General features: G+C 46.6%; 19 protein-coding genes. 9 read left to right on the top strand and 10 right to left on the bottom strand.

What is annotated here, in order from left to right:
- Positions 1 to 65 precede the first annotated feature (65 nt).
- Positions 66 to 2813: a response regulator gene (locus tag FJQ58_RS17450; protein WP_139995709.1), complete on the top strand. Its 2748-nt coding sequence runs from the start codon at positions 66 to 68 to the stop codon at positions 2811 to 2813.
- Positions 2810 to 3676: a CheR family methyltransferase gene (locus FJQ58_RS17445; RefSeq protein ID WP_238404123.1), complete on the top strand. Its 867-nt coding sequence runs from the start codon at positions 2810 to 2812 to the stop codon at positions 3674 to 3676. Before FJQ58_RS17450 ends, FJQ58_RS17445 begins: the two co-directional genes overlap by 4 nt.
- 68 nt (positions 3677 to 3744) lie before the next feature.
- Here the strand turns inward: FJQ58_RS17445 and FJQ58_RS17440 are convergent, their stop codons facing one another.
- From FJQ58_RS17440 to FJQ58_RS17415, 6 genes are all read right to left on the bottom strand, one after another.
- Positions 3745 to 4182 carry an ATP-binding protein gene (locus FJQ58_RS17440; RefSeq protein WP_139995707.1) on the bottom strand — a complete coding sequence of 146 codons (438 nt, stop codon included), beginning with the start codon at positions 4180 to 4182 and terminating at the stop codon, positions 3745 to 3747.
- A complete protein-coding gene (locus FJQ58_RS17435) occupies positions 4179 to 4511 on the bottom strand; it encodes an STAS domain-containing protein (RefSeq protein WP_139995705.1) in 333 nt (110 codons plus the stop codon). Before FJQ58_RS17435 ends, FJQ58_RS17440 begins: the two co-directional genes overlap by 4 nt.
- A gap of 78 nt (positions 4512 to 4589) precedes the next feature.
- Positions 4590 to 5204, bottom strand: a complete 615-nt coding sequence (locus tag FJQ58_RS17430) for a hypothetical protein (protein WP_139995703.1) — start codon at positions 5202 to 5204, stop codon at positions 4590 to 4592.
- Between the two features lie 136 nt (positions 5205 to 5340).
- Positions 5341 to 6477, bottom strand: a complete 1137-nt coding sequence (locus FJQ58_RS17425) for a SpoIIE family protein phosphatase (protein WP_139995701.1) — start codon at positions 6475 to 6477, stop codon at positions 5341 to 5343.
- 240 nt (positions 6478 to 6717) lie between these two features.
- Positions 6718 to 7116, bottom strand: a complete 399-nt coding sequence (locus FJQ58_RS17420) for a YflT domain-containing protein (RefSeq protein WP_202915283.1) — start codon at positions 7114 to 7116, stop codon at positions 6718 to 6720.
- A gap of 94 nt (positions 7117 to 7210) precedes the next feature.
- Positions 7211 to 7375 (bottom strand): DUF1328 domain-containing protein, encoded by a 165-nt coding sequence (locus FJQ58_RS17415; protein ID WP_139995697.1) that lies wholly within the window; start codon positions 7373 to 7375, stop codon positions 7211 to 7213.
- Between the two features lie 229 nt (positions 7376 to 7604).
- Here FJQ58_RS17415 and FJQ58_RS17410 point away from each other — a divergent pair, with 229 nt between their 5' ends.
- The 6 genes from FJQ58_RS17410 to FJQ58_RS32985 all read left to right on the top strand — a co-directional run bounded on the left by FJQ58_RS17410 (position 7605) and on the right by FJQ58_RS32985 (position 11764).
- A complete protein-coding gene (locus tag FJQ58_RS17410; RefSeq protein ID WP_139995695.1) occupies positions 7605 to 8504 on the top strand; it encodes an alpha/beta fold hydrolase in 900 nt (299 codons plus the stop codon).
- A 90-nt stretch (positions 8505 to 8594) separates the two neighbouring features.
- Entirely contained in the window at positions 8595 to 8753 is a 159-nt protein-coding gene (locus FJQ58_RS32590; RefSeq protein WP_202915282.1) for a hypothetical protein, read from the top strand.
- Between the two features lie 155 nt (positions 8754 to 8908).
- Positions 8909 to 9586 carry a GntR family transcriptional regulator gene (locus FJQ58_RS17405; RefSeq protein ID WP_139995693.1) on the top strand — a complete coding sequence of 226 codons (678 nt, stop codon included), beginning with the start codon at positions 8909 to 8911 and terminating at the stop codon, positions 9584 to 9586.
- 20 nt (positions 9587 to 9606) lie between these two features.
- Complete coding sequence (uxuA, locus tag FJQ58_RS17400; protein WP_139995691.1) at positions 9607 to 10689, top strand: mannonate dehydratase; 1083 nt, start codon at positions 9607 to 9609, stop codon at positions 10687 to 10689.
- Positions 10686 to 11540, top strand: coding sequence for an SDR family oxidoreductase (locus tag FJQ58_RS17395; protein ID WP_139995689.1), 855 nt, complete (start codon positions 10686 to 10688; stop codon positions 11538 to 11540). The genes uxuA and FJQ58_RS17395 overlap by 4 nt, the downstream gene beginning before the upstream one ends.
- Positions 11541 to 11632: 92 nt before the next feature.
- Positions 11633 to 11764 (top strand): DUF6254 family protein, encoded by a 132-nt coding sequence (locus FJQ58_RS32985; RefSeq protein ID WP_238404122.1) that lies wholly within the window; start codon positions 11633 to 11635, stop codon positions 11762 to 11764.
- A gap of 149 nt (positions 11765 to 11913) precedes the next feature.
- On the opposite strand, the gene FJQ58_RS17390 is transcribed toward FJQ58_RS32985, so the two are convergent.
- Complete coding sequence (locus tag FJQ58_RS17390; RefSeq protein ID WP_139995687.1) at positions 11914 to 12201, bottom strand: 4a-hydroxytetrahydrobiopterin dehydratase; 288 nt, start codon at positions 12199 to 12201, stop codon at positions 11914 to 11916.
- A 114-nt stretch (positions 12202 to 12315) separates the two neighbouring features.
- On the opposite strand from FJQ58_RS17390, the gene FJQ58_RS17385 reads away from it, so the two are divergent.
- Positions 12316 to 12801: a YfbM family protein gene (locus FJQ58_RS17385; RefSeq protein ID WP_139995685.1), complete on the top strand. Its 486-nt coding sequence runs from the start codon at positions 12316 to 12318 to the stop codon at positions 12799 to 12801.
- 263 nt (positions 12802 to 13064) lie between these two features.
- Here the strand turns inward: FJQ58_RS17385 and FJQ58_RS17380 are convergent, their stop codons facing one another.
- From FJQ58_RS17380 to FJQ58_RS17370, 3 genes are all read right to left on the bottom strand, one after another.
- The gene (locus tag FJQ58_RS17380) at positions 13065 to 13373 is read right to left on the bottom strand and encodes a transposase (protein ID WP_162341536.1); all 309 of its coding nucleotides are present in this window, start codon (positions 13371 to 13373) and stop codon (positions 13065 to 13067) included.
- A gap of 1034 nt (positions 13374 to 14407) precedes the next feature.
- Positions 14408 to 15637 (bottom strand): M20 metallopeptidase family protein, encoded by a 1230-nt coding sequence (locus FJQ58_RS17375; protein WP_139995681.1) that lies wholly within the window; start codon positions 15635 to 15637, stop codon positions 14408 to 14410.
- Positions 15637 to 16971 (bottom strand): LLM class flavin-dependent oxidoreductase, encoded by a 1335-nt coding sequence (locus tag FJQ58_RS17370; protein ID WP_139995679.1) that lies wholly within the window; start codon positions 16969 to 16971, stop codon positions 15637 to 15639. Before FJQ58_RS17370 ends, FJQ58_RS17375 begins: the two co-directional genes overlap by 1 nt.
- Positions 16972 to 16977: the final 6 nt, after the last annotated feature.

The following is a 16977-nucleotide window of genomic DNA, read 5'->3' as shown; positions in this document are numbered from 1 at the left end:
TCATTCATGGTATAATAGTAGAACCTTACAAATCTGAAGCCTTCATTATAAAGGAGTTTAACTCATTGTATAATTTGCGTCTTAACATCCGGTCAAAAATTTTAATAGGCTATTTTCTTATCATCTGCTGCCTTGGCGCTTCTATTATTATTGTAAGTGATAGAATCTCATCCTTACAGGATGAAATCGAGAGCATTACGACCCGTGACATTGAAGTCCATAATCTCATTACGACAATTCGTTACAATGCCGTAAGCATGGAATCTAGTCAGCGGGGATTTGTCATTACAGGGAATGAAAACTATTTGGACCCTTACGCTAAAGGGAAAGCCGAATGGGAAGCTAACTACAATGCTTTGTATCAATATCTTTCCGATGATCCTACCACAAGGAAAAACTTAGAAGAAATAAAGCTTACGATTCAAAATTGGATCAGTACGGCAGGCGAGCCTACGATTGCTCTGCGGAAGGCCAATAACACACAAGGAATCATCGATTTCTTTAATGATGACGTCGGAAAAAAAGATATCGATTCTCTTCGTACACAGTTGGAAACACTGCGTCAAAAGGAAATCACATCGACAAAGAACTACATTTTAAAGCTTGAAAGCCGCAATGATATGCTCATTATCAGTTTGTATCTCATGTTGATTATCGTGTCCGTTATTGCATTTATTATCGTATCTTATGTGTCCGGGTCAATTGTCAAAACCATTAAGGATGTCGTAAAAACCATTTCCGATATTGCCTCCTCTGGAGGAGACCTCTCTACCCGTATCAAAGTGAATACACGGGATGAAATTCGAGATCTTGCCAACGCAACGAATGCACTGCTTGATAACTTAAGCGATCAAAACTGGATTCAGTCGAAGGTTGCGGAAGTTGCCACCATGAATCAAGGCATAAACGATACCATTAATTTAGCCGAATCCTTCTTATCGAAGCTATCGCCAATGCTAGGAGCTGCCTACGGGGCATTTTACCTTAAACGAGGAACAGGGGATCAGCAAAGACTGGTCAAACTTGCGTCGTACGCTGCTGCACATGATACCGCGGGTCAAAATAGCTTTAAGCTCGGCGAAGGCCTGATCGGCCAGGCGGCGCTCGAGAATCGCACCTTTTTGCTGAATTCGACGCCAGACCATCCGATCATGATTACTGCCGGACTTGGCCCTGTGCAACCAAGAAGCATCCTAATCGTTCCGTTTGAATATGAAGGCTCGGTCGCAGCCGTCGTGGAATTTGCATCGGTTGAATCCTTTACTTCTCAGCATCTTAAGCTTATGGAGCAAATTGAAAACTCCTTTGGCATTGCAATCAACAGCGTGATCGGCCGTATGGAAGTAGAGAGACTTCTTAGCGAGTCTCAAGTGCTGACGGAGGAACTGCAAACGCAAACCGAGGAACTGCAAACCCAATCGGAAGAGCTTCAAATGCAGCAGGAAGAAATGCGCATGACCACCGAGCATCTGGAGGAGCAAAATCTGTTTGCCGAGCAGAAAACGAAAGAACTGGAGAAAGCAAAGGAAGAGCTTGAAGCTTATTCTGAGCAGTTGAAGAAAAGCTCGCAGTACAAGTCCAACTTCCTTGCCAATATGTCTCATGAGCTTCGTACGCCGCTTAACAGCATCTTGATCCTTTCCCAGCTCCTTTCGGAAAATGAAAATGAAACTTTAAACGAGGAAGAAGCAGGGTATGCTAAAGTAATCAATACTTCGGGCAACGATCTATTGTCTCTGATCGACGACATTTTGGATCTATCCAAGATTGAGGCCGGCAAGGTTATCCTCATGATGGATGAAGTGAATGTGAGTGAGATTCCCGAGCATATGAAGCTGCTCTTCCATCCCGTAGCCGAGAATAAAAATATTGATTTCCAGCTTAATATGGACGCAGACCTACCGGCAGTCATTCATACCGATGGTCAACGATTGCAGCAGATATTGAAAAACCTGTTATCCAATGCGTTTAAATTCACAGAAAAAGGAACCGTCGGCCTAACGATTAAACTTGCCGATCAAGACAGTGTTAAACGCCATATCCCTGCCCATACCGATAAAACCGTTCTTGCGATATCGGTAACCGATACGGGAATCGGCATCCCGTTAAACAAGCAGCAGCTTATCTTCGAAGCGTTCCAACAGGTAGATGGCGAGACCAATCGCCAATACGGCGGAACGGGGCTTGGCCTATCGATCTGCAACGAATTCAGTAGGCTGCTTGGTGGCCGAATCGTCCTTGAGAGTCAGCCAAGCAAAGGAAGCACGTTTACCCTTCTTGTTCCAAGCTTGCCACATATGGAGAAAGAACAGCTCATATCTCTCGAGGAGGAAGTTGCCGCTGCTGTTGCACCTACTGCAGCCATTGTAGCTCCCGATGTTATCGAGCACGAAAATTCCGATTTTCCCGAAGATGACAATGATCTGTTTAGAGGAAAAAAGGTTTTGCTTGTCGAGGATGATTCACGCAATGTATTCGCCCTCGTTAAGGCACTGGAAAATCGAGCCTTCAATGTCACTGTGGCCAATAACGGAAAGCAATGTATGGAAATCATTAAACAAAACACGGATTTTGATCTGGTGCTTATGGATATTATGATGCCTATTATGGATGGATTTGAAACGATGAAGGAGCTTCGCTTGATTGCTGAAATGCAGGAGACTCCCATCATAGCTTTAACAGCAAAAGCGATGAAGAGTGACCGTGACAAATGCCTGGAGGCGGGAGCATCCGATTACATTAGCAAACCACTCAATATGGATCAGCTCTTCTCCTTAATGAGGGTTTGGCTTACAAAGCAGGTGGGCAATTGACAAATGAATGGCTTGAGGAAGATACGGATCACGAAACGTTAACCCATAGCGAATTGGAACGTATTGAAATTGAATTGCTTTTGGAGGGAATCTACAGCATCTACGGCTTCGACTTTCGGAACTATTTGCGCTCTTCCCTTCGGAGGCGCATTTATCATCGAATGAATCTTGAAAGCTTGCCAACGATTACCTCCTTATTGGAAAAGGTGCTGCACGAACCAAAATTCATTGAAAAATTATTAAATGATTTTTCAATTAAAGTGACTGAAATGTTTCGCGATCCAAGCTTCTTTACTGCTTTGCGCAGAGACGTAATTCCTCATCTTCGCACGCTGCCTGAAATTAGAATTTGGCATGCTGGCTGTGCAACAGGAGAAGAGGTTTACTCAATGGCCATTTTGCTGCAGGAAGAAGGTTTGCTTTCGAAAGCGAAGATCTATGCTACAGATATGAATGAGCTTGTCATAGAAAGCGCAAAGCAAGGAAAATTCCCATTAAAGCGAATGCAAGCTTTCACCAAAAACTACATGAAGGCAGGCGGCACGAAGGAATTTTCCTCCTACTACTCAACAAATCATGAGCATGCCTTCTTTCACCCTTATATCAAAGAGAATATGATGTTCGCTCAGCATAATCTCGCAACCGATTGTTCGTTTAATGAATTTCATCTTATTTTATGCCGAAACGTCCTGATTTATTTTGACTCCGAGCTCCAAAATCGGGTGCATGACTTGTTTTTTGAGAGCCTTACTGTAAATGGCTTTCTTGCGTTAGGCAGCATGGAATCTTTGATCTCCTTCCATAAGAGCAAATATGAGGACTTCAATGCTCCTGAGCGGGTTTTTCGCAAAATATTGAAATAACTGTAAGTAATCAAAAAAAGAGATGACATTGTCATCTCTTTTTATTGTATTTATAAATGGATGCCGACCTAATGCTCTGAAGCTACATTCAAATATTTCTTCAACACGACCTCGGTTCCATTCTCAAGCGCATTCACTTCAACCTCATCCATAAGCGCCTGCATTAAATAGATGCCGAGTCCGCCGACTCGAAGCCCGCTTACATCGGCATCCGGCAAAGGCGCTGCTTTATCCAAGACGTCCGTAGCCAAAGCCTCTGAACCGCTATTGTTTACTTTAATGGTAAGCGCATGGTCCTCGGGTTCAAAAGAAATGTCAATGACACCCTCATTGGGATCAGGAGTGCCATGAATCACCGCATTATTGCACGCCTCCGAAACCGCTACCTTCATATCTTCAATATCTTCATACGCATAGCTCATCTTTGAAGCTATGCCGTATAGACAGATTCTGACCAAATCGATATAGTCTGCATGGGCCGGTATTTGTAAACGGATGGCATTCATGCTTGGGCCTCTGTCCCCTCTATTAAATATCTGGAAATACCCGTCAAGTCAAACAAACGTTTAATGGCGGGCGGGATATCGCTAACGAAAAACGGCGCCTTCAGCTCATCACGAAGTTTAAGCACCGAAACGATGATGCCGATTCCGGTACTGTCGATATATTTTAACTGTTTAAGATTCAGCACCAATGCTTTCTCTGTTCGGTTCATGACAGGCTCCAAAGCAGCCCGCAGCTGCGGCACTACAGATAAATCAAGCTCTCCGATGACATGAAGAATATATTGATTCGTTGTTTCTTCTTGCACGACTTGAAATTGCTCAGCTTTCATTCCATTCACTCCGCTCGCATTTGTTTAATAAATAGTATCAAAAATGGCTCACCTTGTACAAGGCATATCGATGAATCCTTACATTGAGTAAATATGGAAGTAATGAATCGACGTTAATTTTCGAGAATTCTCATCGATAAATAGTTTCAACAAAGCTTCGCCACGTTCGAATACGAGTCCATCCTCTGTTACATAATCAGGCTCTCCTAACGCTTTTTTTACGGCATCAATTGAAGCATTCATCTTAACGCCATCGATCAGCAATGTTTTTGCACCCTCGGTCAGCTCAACAAAATTAACAATTCCATCACTAAACACGATACTCATCTCAGGGTATTCGTAAATCACAAGTTCCTTCAGATGCGGGTCTTCGGTGATTTTCCCAGGTTTGCCAAGCTTCTTAGCAACCGAGTCCATGTCATCGTAAAGCGTTATGCCATTAACGGTTTGCAGTGTAAAGCTTGGTTTCTCCTCCTCTTTCACCTTTACAGGCACTTCTGCATAGGTAACTTCCGTTACGGTAGAAGGAGACATTGAAGGCTGCACAATATCAGGTGCTGTATCAGCCGGTGCTGCCGGTAGAGATGGACGAGTGCCCATAGTCAAGGAATACGTAGCAGTGACGGGTGAAACATCGCCCGAAAGAGCGAACATTCCTCCGAGTAAACAGCCAATGATAATAATGCTCTTCATATGATCTCCCTCCTATGCGGGATTATTTTGATTCTTCCTTTGCTTATACGTACATATACACCGTTTACTCAGCTTTGAAACAGCAACAGCATATCTTTTTTTCAAGACGATTATGATCTGGGCTAACAAGAAAATCTTACTTCGTAGCAATCATGACCATGCAGATATCATCTTTCTGATCCTCGCTGCTCTGCTCTGTAACAAACTCACGAACGGTAGCCGCATGCTCCCCAGGGGCCTGTCCAACCAACTGATTAATAAGAGTATCAAGCTTCGCTTCTTCGTTCTCGCCAAGTGACTCACTTAAACCATCGGTGTACAAAATAATTTTCATCTCGTCGAGGTAGGATAGACTGGCTTTGTCAATCTTGATGTTTTCAAACAAGCCAATCGCACAGCAGCCTTCCGTAAGCAGCGTCACCTGATCCCCAATTATCAGCTTGCCCGGGGGATGTCCCGCGTTAACATATTGAATCGTTCTAGCTTTTGTATCCAACACTAAGTATATGGCCGTAAAATAATAATTAAGAAGCTCCTCTTTCTTGTAGAGCTGATTCATATAGCGATTAAGCTCCTGCATAACCAAATCGGGTTCAGTAATACGTGTAATGGTATCCTTAAGGACAGAAGAGATGTACATGCAAACCAAGGAAGATGAAATGCCATGGCCCATCATATCGAGTAAAATAACGCCATATCGGTTATCGTCGATACGATACCAGCTGTAAAAATCACCAGCAAGCTCAGTAGAAGGCTGGTAAATCGCGCTGATATCTACATTATCATCATGAATCGGTTGACTTAATACATTTCTTTGCACTTTTTTGGCAAGCTCCAGCTTGAATTTCACCTGCTTGTCCCTTTCCTTATGCCAATCCATTTCCTGCTTCAACCTTAGGGAAGAACGGATGCGCGCTAGAAGTTCCATCTTATTGATCGGCTTCATCACATAATCGCTTGCCCCTGCATCCAAAGCCTCCGCCATTTTGTTAGAGTCCCCAAGCGCAGTAACGAATATGATAGGCACATCCTTATAACGTTCCGTCTGCAACACACGCTTGCAAGCTTCCAAACCATCAATCTCTGGCATCATCATATCCATAAGGATAAGATCCACGTTTGACTCCGCTATGGAGTTTGATTCCAAATCGAGGATTGAATATAGCTCCATCGCTGAGGAGGCTATCTTCAAATCCTCATACCCTGCTTTGTTTAGAATAGCCTTAATAATAATTTGATTCGTAGCATTGTCATCCACGATTATAATACTCATATGCAGGCTCCCTTTTACTCCAGTCTCTATACTTATATATTGAGCTCAACGAAACATGGAGTCAACTTTAAATGCGATAAATTTGAGTAAGGTGAAACGGCTGTCGCCGTCCTTTGGCGGCGCGGCGCGTTTCATTCCGAGAAATATAGAGAAAGGATGGCGAAATCATATACTTTCTTATATTTTAAAAAGGCCTATCCTCGCGGATAGGCCTCAATATGCAACTCTCTAAGCTATCAGTTAAACGACGTAATGAGGGTAATAGTATACGGCAGGGTCAAATTCTTCCCCCGTATACTCCTTGCCGCCCCATGCGATGACCAAAATTTTATCTTGGTCCATTTCTCGTTCCAGACGCTGCGCGTCTTGTTCTGATATGCCGAGCGACCGCATTTTTGCCCGCAGCTCGTCTCCGGTTGAACGGAAAATGTTTGCGATAGCATTTCCAAGGCCTTCTTCAGCCACTCCGATTTTTTCCGCGTCCGTATTGTCCACGATCCGTTTCGTCCGGTCTTTGTCATGGGTCAGGACATAAATCCGATCCTTCGCATAACCTTCCGTTTGGAACTTATACACTTGCTCCTGAACCTCGACAGGATTGTTCACCGTATGCACCTTTGTATTGGATAGATTATTCATTGTAATTCCTCCTCATATTTTTATAATAAATGTCCTTCTTCTTACATCAGCTGCCAGATCGATCTTAATTGGCCTTACACCTCCCTAAGCGAAGTTAACTGACTCGTCTTCGGCCAACGATGAGAGATACGATAAAGAGTACGACGAATATGACGAATAGAACTTTTGCTATCCCAGCTAATGCGGAAGCAATTCCCAAGAAGCCGAATATGCCTGCAACGATTGCGAAGATGAAAAATAATAATGCCCATCCTAACATTGGAATCACCCTTCCTTCGATTCTGTTTTTTGCTAACTTGTCATGTTATTAACCAGCCTGTTTCCCTTTGAAACAGCGGAATTTATTGGCATTGAACGAAATGGAAGGCTATTAATGAAGAAATAAAAATACGGAATTTCGAATGGCATTTTCGCTGTTTCAGATGCTTCGGATGAGGTTAAGAGACTACACCAAACAAATCGATAATAGAAAAGGCTGGTGATGATCGATGGAAAAGCAACGTATACACGTTAATGGCATCGATTTAGGCTATGAAGAATGTGGAAGTAGTAAAGGAAGTGCAATCGTATTGCTCCACGGCTTTTGCGGCTCATCTCAATACTGGCAAAAGATATGTCCGATGCTGGGCGACCAGTATCGTGTCATTATCCCGGACCTTCGTGGTCATGGCGAATCCTCAGCACCTGAGGGAACCTATACGATGGACATTATGGCTGAGGATATTGCAGCGCTTCTCGAAGCGCTTGAGATCGAGAAGGTAGTTATGTTTGGTCATTCATTAGGCGGCTATGTAACAGCCGCATTCGCAGATAAATATCCGGACAAACTTGCTGGCTTCGCGCTTATCCACTCTACCGCGCTACCCGATACCGAAACCGCCAAAGAAAAACGGGCAGATGATATTGCGGAGATTCGCGAGAAAGGCGTTTCGAAGTATCTCTATGGAATTATTCCTAATCTGTTTACCGATGAGAAGCTCGGCGAAATGCGCAATGAGGTCAACGATATGATTGGCGTAGGCCAACAAATGGAAGCCGGCGCGGTGATCTCTACCTTAAAAGGAATGATGCAGCGCCCGGACCGCAGCCATGTGCTTGCGAAAGCAAAATTTCCGGTGCTGCTCGTCGCAGGAGCCGAGGATGGCGTCATCAAACCTGACGACACGTTCACGGTCACCAATCTTAATCAGCCGGAGACCACCTATAAATACCCGCATATTTTGGAAACCACTTTCGAAGATGTAGGTCATATGAGTCTTGTAGAGGTATCCGATCAATTGGCTAGGGTGATGTCAACCTATTTAAAAACACTCTCAGAGCGTGAGAAAACAAGAAAAGAAGGGACTACGGAGGAGCCGGCCGATAAAAAACCGTATTTTCTTCATTGATCGTTTCAAATGTAATCCAAACGGGTATATAAGATTAGGCAGTTAACCCCCTATCTAACTGCCTTAAAATAACTGGAGGTGCTAGATACTATGAATAGTACGAATACTTCTTATCGAACGGGAGAAATTGTTGACCATGCTGGGAACTACATTTCAGAATCAGGCAAGAAGGATCAGCTCAAAAAGGGAGAAAAATTCCCTGCTTGTCCTCTTAGCGGTAATGAAACAACTTGGAAAATTACCGATTAATGCAAAATAAAAGTTTCAGAACCATATCGAAGGGCTGTTTCAGAAGGTAGAGCATCTACTTTTTGGGGCAGCCCTTCTGGCATTTTCATTTCCCTCTTTTCCTTCACTTAACTTGTATGGTAGTATGGTAGTGTACGGCGGAAGGGGTTATCTTTATGCAATTCAACTTACGTACGCAGCCCGTTTCGACAAGGGATGCGGTATATATGCAGCTCAAAGAACAAATATTGAAGCTCGAGCTCGTGCCGGGAACGCCGTTATCGGAGAATGAAACTTCCCTCCTGTTTAATGTTAGCCGTACGCCAGTAAGAGAGAGTTTCCTGCGGCTTGCCCAGGAGGGTCTCGTTCAGGTGCTTCCGCAGCGCGGCACATTCGTTTCTCTCATAGATACCGGACTTGTGGAGGAAGCGAGATTCATGCGCGAGCAACTGGAGAAAGCGGTGATTCGTCTGGCTTGCAGTGACTTCCCTGAAGCTTTCCTTGCCCGGCTGGAGGAGAATCTCAGCAACCAGCAGGAATGCATCCGTAAAAAGGATGACAAGAGCATGTTCGAGCTGGACGAGCATTTTCATCGTATTTTGTTCGAGGGCTGCAGCAAAAGCAACACTTGGTCGCTCATGCAGCAAATGAATGCGCACCTTAATCGGAGCCGCATGCTCAGGCTTGTAGATGATCACAATTGGGAGCATCTTTATGAGCAGCACCGCAGGATGGCCGAAGCAATTAAGCTCCACGACAGCGCGGCTGCCGAACGGATCATGTCAGAGCATCTCGCTCTAAACATTGCCGATCAGGCACTGCTGAAAGAAAAATATCCGAATTATTACATCTAACTACGGAGGTCTGGTTAAGCATGAAAATGACGTTCAGATGGTTTGGGGAAGGCAACGATACCGTACCTCTCCACTATATCAAGCAGATTCCTGGAACAGACGGCATTGTCTGGTCGCTTCATGATGTACCTGCGGGCGAAGAATGGCCAATGGAAAAAATACTTGAGCTTAAACAGCAAGCAGAAGCTGCCGGATTACATATTGATGTCGTTGAAAGCGTTAACGTACATGAAGATATTAAGCTTGGCTTGCCTTCCCGTGACGTGTATATCGAAAACTACAAACGGACGATTGAGAAGCTCGGCACCGTTGGCGTCAAAGTCATCTGTTATAACTTCATGCCGATTTTCGATTGGCTGCGGACTGATTTGCACAAGGCAATGGGCAACGGCGCTACCGCTCTATTTTACGAGAACAGTCGTATCGCAGATGCTGACCCTTTCCGCCTCGTGGAAGAAATCAATGCTAACTCAGCGCTGACGATGCCCGGCTGGGAGCCGGAGAGGCTGGCTCATTTATCGAAGCTGTTCGAAGCCTACCAAGGCGTGACTGAAGAGCATTTATGGGAAAATCTGCGTTATTTCTTAAATGAGATTATTCCTGTAGCCGCACGCAGCGGCATTCGAATGGCCATCCATCCGGATGATCCGCCATGGCCGGTCTTTGGCCTTCCGAGAATTATGACTTGCCAGGAAAACTTCCGAACCTTCTTGAAGCTATACGACAGCCCTTATAACGGGATTACGCTTTGCAGCGGCTCGCTTGGAGCTAATCCTGACAATGATATTATTGCGATGATTCATGAGTTTGCCGACCGAATTCCATTCGCGCATATCCGAAACGTCCGTGTCTACGAAAACGGTGATTTTATTGAGACCTCGCACCGTACGGAGGACGGCACTGTCGATATTGCGGGAATCGTTCGCGCTTATCATGAGATTGGTTTCACTGGCTATGCTCGGCCCGATCATGGGCGACATATTTGGGATGAGCAGTGCAGGCCTGGATACGGATTATATGACCGTGCGCTTGGCATCATGTATCTATGGGGCCTGTGGGATGCGAATCAGCTTCATGCGGGGAAGCAGGTGACCGGCTCATGACTCAGCTTCCCAAGCATGAATCGTTAGCAGGCAAGGTAGCCGTCGTTACGGGAGGCGCGGGCGTATTATGCCGAGTGATGGCGCTTGAGCTTGCCCGTCAAGGAGCCAAGGTGGCGATTCTGAATCGCACATTGGAGAAAGGCACTGCCGTCGCTGAGGAGATACGCGCTGCTGGCGGAGTAGCCATTGCGGTTTCGTGCGATGTCACCAGTGTCGAGAGCACGCAGTCTGCAGGCGCGAAGGTTCTGGCAGAGCTGGGCCCTTGCGATATTTTGATCAATGGGGCCGGCGGCAATCATCCCAGTGCCAATACGACGAACGAGACATTCAAACCGGAACATCTGCATGCAGAGGGCATGACAACGCTGTTTAATTTAAGCGTGGAAGGCTTTCGCAGCGTAATGGATCTCAATTTCGTAGGGACGCTTATTCCTACTCAAGTGTTTACCGAGCAAATGCTGGGACGGTCCGGTGTGACAATTATTAATATTTCGTCCATGAGCGCTCCATCCCCAATGACGAAGGTGCCCGCATACAGCGCAGCCAAAGCAGCGATTGTTAACTTTACGCAGTGGCTGTCCGTCCACCTTGCGGAGTCTGGCATTCGCGTTAATGCAATCGCGCCGGGCTTCTTCTTGACGGAACAGAACCGTAAGCTGCTCTTGAATGAGGACGGCTCGCTCACCGAGCGTTCCGGCAAAATTATTTCCCATACGCCAATGCGCCGTTTCGGCAAACCGGAAGATCTGCTTGGCGCTTTATTATGGCTTGCCGATGAGGCAACATCTGGTTTTGTGACGGGCACAACCATCCCGGTGGATGGCGGATTTCTAGCCTATTCCGGTGTTTAAGCACCTTATTTGAGCATATGGCCCCCGCCTTGTTCTTCTGTATGAGATCGGCAGTAATATGCCACCCTACAGGAGGAAAGGGGGGATCAATCATGTCATCGCCAAAAAACCGCCGCGAGAACGCTTGGCATCAACGAAAGCATACACAGCAGCCTCATGGCAAAGTGAAGTCGTTTGAAAAGCTTAGCCAAGAAGCTAGTGGCAAGGATAAGCCGGAGGCTTAGTTGTTTCATTAGCTAGGGAGAACTATCTCCTTTTTGTCTCTACCAACGATAACATTGAAAAAAGCCACTATCCTAAGCTTTGTACAGGCTTGGAATAGTGGCTTTTTTGCGAGCCTACGTTTGGAGCGTTAAGAGTGGTACGGTAGCTTTTATTCACGTACATAAGCTTGATCAAAGGCAACTGCTGTCTTGAAATCAAGACTTGTCAGGCCGCCAGCGCTCCATGTCGTGAGACGCAGCGTTACCATTTTATAATCGATAGCAATTAAGGGATGGTGATTCAGCAGCTCCGAAGCTTCTGCCACCTCATTTACGAAAGACATGGCATCCCTAAATGTACGAAAACGATATTTTTTTATGATCCACTTGCTGTCCTCCCGCTTCCAGCCCTCGCATAACGTTAGTTGATGATCTACTTCCGCTTCATTCAACTTCATTTCCACTCCCCCTTCCCTTCCATCTTTTTGAATTTATTTTATTCAAACTGTTTCAATAGCGTATGATAAGGATAATTATTATACAAGCAAAAGTATGAAAGTGAGGACTTATGGATGGGAATGACAGGATATTTACAGCAGGTTTCGATGCCGCAGTTGCAAGAACTCCTTGCTCGGTTGGATGAATTGAATGGTGTGATCGTTCATGAGGATTTTGATGTAGAAGCACTTGATATCGATAAAGCCTGGCATGCCATTCATTTCATGCTGAACGGGAGCTCCTTCGATGGAGAAGAACCGCTTCTCTATACTATACTTGGCGGGACGCCTGTCGGCGCAGACGAGGGGCACGGGCCCGCAAGATATTTGACCGATGGGCAGGTGAGGGCTGTAGCCGAGGAGCTCTCCCAAATCAATAACGAGGAGCTCGACAAACGCTTCGATCCCGAGCAGCTTAGCGCAGAAGGAATCTACCCCTCGGGCTCCGAATGGAACGATGAAGAGGACAAGGAGTATGTGCTCAGCTACTTCCATGAGGTGGCCAATTATTACACCGATGCGGCAAGCAAAGGGTATGGCATGATTTTATATATGATGTAGCGAAGCTTTAAGATCGTTTGATGCGTATGCCATTAAATAATAAAGTTGGATTAGAAAATTAGTTTAGGTCATTTTGTAATGAAAATACAAAAAGCCGCTTCCCCCTTGAGGTGTTGGCGGCTTTTTGCGTTGGCATGCAGCACTATGAATGGCTCGGATAGCATGGACAAAGCTGCTGTTCGGGGAGGGGCTGGAGCTATCCTGCACTTTGGCATTAACTTGATACAATGCTGCTGGATCTCCCCGCTTAATGAAGAGCTGTGCTACTTCGAATTTTTCAGATAAGCGGGGTTTTTCTTTTTTAGCAATTCTCGCAGAATCTCGATCTCAAGTTCTTTCTCACCGAGCACCTTCACGGCTTTTTCGTAACGCTCCTCCACATTTTGCAGTCGTTGGAGTTCTTGGAGGTGTTCGCCAGTCATCGGAATTTCCTCTGGTGGGATAGAGTCACGGTGGTCTCTGACCCATAGTCGTATCGTTTCAGGATGAACGTCATACAGGCGAGCAAGCACCCCTACTTTAATACCAGCCAAAGCCTCACGTACAATTTTTAAACGCGTTTCCTCTTTCAACCTCTTACCACCCATACCGAATCATCTCCCTTATCCTTATTTTAATTGATTTGGATAGGAAGACTCCAGTTTAATTAGGGGGCCTAGGAGCATTGGCATTAACTTCATACAATTGAAGCTGGCTGGCGGGCTATACTGCACATTAGCATTAACTTCATCCAATAGAAGCTTGTTTGGCGAGCTATACTGCACTTTGGCATTATAGTCGTTGTTCAAAGCACCTATTGAGCACGTTGGCGCCCTTTGCTCATTCTTATCCTGCAGTTGTACAATATAACCTTTAGAAATTAGGAATAAGAGGGCCCTGTCCTGCAAAAGTGCAAGATAGGCCACATGGCAACTAATTCTTAGAGCATGCTGGCCTAGATTCTTTGCTCCTATCGCGGTACGGCTTAGCTTTACTTTATTATGTGGAAGCCGTATGAGTATAAATACTTTCAAAATTATTATTTTAAACCAACTACATTGATCGCTCTTGAGCTGTAACTGGTGACATCTATCCTTCACTCGACCTCTGGAGAAGCTTCTGCTGAGTTGTGCTAAACTAGCGGGAATTTGTACCGTTAATTTAGCGTTATTTGCTCAGCCCATAAATTAGAGGGAATTTGTACCGTTAATCTTGGCACTTCCTTTAATTTTCGGGCATTCCCTATAAATTAACAGGAAAAATTCCAGCTATATGCCCAGAAAAGCTTAGAATCAATGAATTTACAGGAGAAATTCCAGCTAATCAAATGGAGTAGCTATCATTCAAGGCGTGATGCGGAAGAAGAGCCGATTGGATAAAGAAAACAGCTCCTGCCATATGCTGCGTGCCCACAACAAGAGCAAACCGCACCTTCAACGCATATTGTAATTCCCGTCATCAGCATGCTGCATCATCCAACCGGCTCCTACTCAGCTTAGTTAGCCACAACCAGTACTTTCCCTCATTACTCTCTCATGCTGTTTCCAGATCAGCTGGTTGTATATCATTCAATAAGAAAAGCCGATGGAATGATTCCATCGGCTCTTCCTCCTCCTCTTCCTTTCTTTCACCCGTTCAGCCCGCCTGCAAAAGTATCCAGCACAATTTGCACATGAAGCTTGGCACCTAGGACGAGAGCCCGCTCGTCCAAATCGAACTGCGGATGATGCAGCGGATGAACGATTCCTTTGTCCTTGTTGCCCACACCGATCAACACCATCGCTCCAGGCGCTTGATTCAAATAATAGCTGAAATCCTCGCCTGCAAGGCTCGGCTGTTCAAGCACGCTGGACTTGTCGCTGCCGAACACGTTCACGCCGGCACGCTGTACTAGCTCCACCGCTTTCTCCGCATTAAGGAGCGCCTTGCCCATTCGGAACCTTGTTTGTGCTTCCCCGCCAAAACGCTCAGCACAGGAGGCTGCGGATTGCTCGATGATGCTTCGAATTCGCTCAACCGTATCCGGCTCGAAAGCACGGTAGGTTCCTTCGACCGCGCCGGATTCGGCAATCGCGTTAATGACCGTCCCGGCTTGCAGCCTGCCGAAAGCAAACGCGACCGGTTCAAAAGGATTAACCGCGCTGGCAACTGCCGCACGCGTCTCGATCACAAAATGTGCTGCCATCAACAGCGCATCGGCAGCTAAATGCTGGGCGCCGTGATGGCCCGATCGACCCCGGAACGAGACCTGGAAATGCGAGGAAGCCGCCATCGCATACTTGCGGTGAACCGCGACTTCGCCGACCGGAAGGCCCGGCCAAACGTGAAAGGCAAAAGCGGCGGATATCCCGTCCGCCGCCCCGCTTTCAACCATATCGCGCCCGCCGCTTAGCAGCCTGCCGTCCAGCGGGCTTTCCGCTGCGCCTTCCTCTGCTGGCTGGAAGACAAACCTAACCTCGCCAGCAAGCTCCTCGCGGAACCGGCTTAAGCCGTAAGCCGCGGCGAGCAGCATCGTCACATGCGCGTCATGGCCGCAGGCATGCATGAAACCATCGATGCTGGACCGATAGTCCACCTCATTTTGCTCCTGAATCGGCAGCGCGTCCATGTCGGCTCTCAGCAAGATCGTTTTGCCCGGCTTACTGCCCCGCAGCACGCCGATGACTCCTTTGCCGAAATGTTTGCCAACCTGGCGCTGCACCTCAAGCCCATAGCTTTCAAGCAGTCCTGCAATTCGTTCCGAAGTCCGATCTACGTCATAGAGCAGCTCGGGCTGGCTATGGAAGTCACGCCTGAGCGCAATCCATTCCTGCTCTTTTGCCTCCAACAGCGCAAAAATCGGATTCGCTTTGTCCATTAGCTATTCACTTTTTCTTTTTGCTTAGTGTACCGGTTAGTCGGAACAGGCAGACCCAAGTTGCCGCGCAGCGTATCCGATTCATACTCCGTACGGTAAATGCCGCGTTCTTGAAGAATCGGAACAACCAGCTCAACAAAGTCGTTCAAGCCGCTTGGAATGGAGGAATGAATAATGAAGCCGTCGGCCGCTCTCTCTTCATGCCATTGCTCAATAAGATCAGCCACCTTCTCAGGCGTACCAATGAATTGGCCGCGCGGTGTAGCCGATTGCAGCGCCACTTGGCGGAGAGTAAGGTTTTGTTCCTTGGCATTTTTCTTGATTTTGTCGGTACCGCTGCGGAAGCTGTTATGTCCGAGATCGCCGAGCTCCGGGAACGGCTCATCCAGCGGGTATTGCGAGAAGTCATGATGCTCAAAGAAACGACCCAGATAGTTCAGCGCATTTTCAATCGTAACCAGCTCTGCCAGCTCTTGATATTTGCGCTCAGCCTCTTCCTCCGTACGCCCAATGATGGGCCCAATGCCTGGAAGAATTACAATGTCATCTTCAGAGCGTCCTTCTGCTACCGCACGGTCCTTGACATCCTTATAAAAAGCTTTGGCATCCTCAATGTTCTCATGACCCGTAAAGACCGCATCCGCTGCTTTGCCCGCCAGCTTCTTGCCGCTCTCTGACGAACCTGCTTGGAAAATAACCGGATGGCCCTGCTTCGAACGGGCAATGTTAAGCGGCCCTTGAACGGAGAAATATTCGCCCTTATGGTCCAGGCGGTGCAGCTTGGAAGGATCAAAGAACACGCCGGATTCTTTGTCTCTCACAAAAGCATCGTCTTCCCATGAATCCCATAGGCCGCGCGTAACCTCCAAGTATTCCTCAGCGATCTTGTAGCGCTCGTCATGCGTCGGATGGTCGGTTTTGCTGAAGTTGCTTGCGGAGCCCTCGAGTGGAGAAGTGACCACGTTCCAGCCGGCACGGCCACCGCTAATATGATCAAGAGAGCCAAACTGCCGTGCAACGGTAAATGGCTCGCTATACGAGCTGGAGAGCGTTCCGACCAAACCGATCTTCGAAGTAGCCGCAGCCAAAGCGGATAAAATTGTTAGCGGCTCAAAGCGATTCAAAAAATGCGGAATCGATTTTTCGTTTATATACAAGCCGTCCGCAATAAAAACAAGATCGAATTTCCCCGCTTCAGCCGTTTGCGCCTGCTGCTTATAAAATTGAAAGTTTACGCTCGCATCCGCCGGTACCTCGGGATGACGCCAGGCTGACACATTGCCTCCCACTCCATGAATCAATGCGCCAAACTTAATTTGTTTGCGATTCGCCATTATAAA

This window comes from Paenibacillus paridis (assembly GCF_006345825.1).
Taxonomy (GTDB): domain Bacteria; phylum Bacillota; class Bacilli; order Paenibacillales; family Paenibacillaceae; genus Pristimantibacillus; species Pristimantibacillus paridis.
This window is presented reverse-complemented; position numbering and strand designations above follow the sequence as displayed.

Excerpts from the sequence above, each read along its gene's own strand:
- FJQ58_RS17440 (WP_139995707.1), bottom strand. The coding sequence starts at position 4,182 with ATGAATGCCATCCGTTTACAAATACCGGCCCATGCAGACTATATCGAT.
- FJQ58_RS17435 (WP_139995705.1), bottom strand. The coding sequence starts at position 4,511 with ATGAAAGCTGAGCAATTTCAAGTCGTGCAAGAAGAAACAACGAATCAA.
- FJQ58_RS17430 (WP_139995703.1), bottom strand. The coding sequence starts at position 5,204 with ATGAAGAGCATTATTATCATTGGCTGTTTACTCGGAGGAATGTTCGCT.
- FJQ58_RS17425 (WP_139995701.1), bottom strand. The coding sequence starts at position 6,477 with ATGAGTATTATAATCGTGGATGACAATGCTACGAATCAAATTATTATT.
- FJQ58_RS17420 (WP_202915283.1), bottom strand. The coding sequence starts at position 7,116 with ATGAATAATCTATCCAATACAAAGGTGCATACGGTGAACAATCCTGTC.
- FJQ58_RS17415 (WP_139995697.1), bottom strand. The coding sequence starts at position 7,375 with ATGTTAGGATGGGCATTATTATTTTTCATCTTCGCAATCGTTGCAGGC.
- FJQ58_RS17410 (WP_139995695.1), top strand. The coding sequence starts at position 7,605 with ATGGAAAAGCAACGTATACACGTTAATGGCATCGATTTAGGCTATGAA.
- FJQ58_RS32590 (WP_202915282.1), top strand. The coding sequence starts at position 8,595 with ATGAATAGTACGAATACTTCTTATCGAACGGGAGAAATTGTTGACCAT.
- FJQ58_RS17405 (WP_139995693.1), top strand. The coding sequence starts at position 8,909 with ATGCAATTCAACTTACGTACGCAGCCCGTTTCGACAAGGGATGCGGTA.
- uxuA (WP_139995691.1), top strand. The coding sequence starts at position 9,607 with ATGAAAATGACGTTCAGATGGTTTGGGGAAGGCAACGATACCGTACCT.
- FJQ58_RS17395 (WP_139995689.1), top strand. The coding sequence starts at position 10,686 with ATGACTCAGCTTCCCAAGCATGAATCGTTAGCAGGCAAGGTAGCCGTC.
- FJQ58_RS32985 (WP_238404122.1), top strand. The coding sequence starts at position 11,633 with ATGTCATCGCCAAAAAACCGCCGCGAGAACGCTTGGCATCAACGAAAG.
- FJQ58_RS17390 (WP_139995687.1), bottom strand. The coding sequence starts at position 12,201 with ATGAAGTTGAATGAAGCGGAAGTAGATCATCAACTAACGTTATGCGAG.
- FJQ58_RS17385 (WP_139995685.1), top strand. The coding sequence starts at position 12,316 with ATGGGAATGACAGGATATTTACAGCAGGTTTCGATGCCGCAGTTGCAA.
- FJQ58_RS17375 (WP_139995681.1), bottom strand. The coding sequence starts at position 15,637 with ATGGACAAAGCGAATCCGATTTTTGCGCTGTTGGAGGCAAAAGAGCAG.
- FJQ58_RS17370 (WP_139995679.1), bottom strand. The coding sequence starts at position 16,971 with ATGGCGAATCGCAAACAAATTAAGTTTGGCGCATTGATTCATGGAGTG.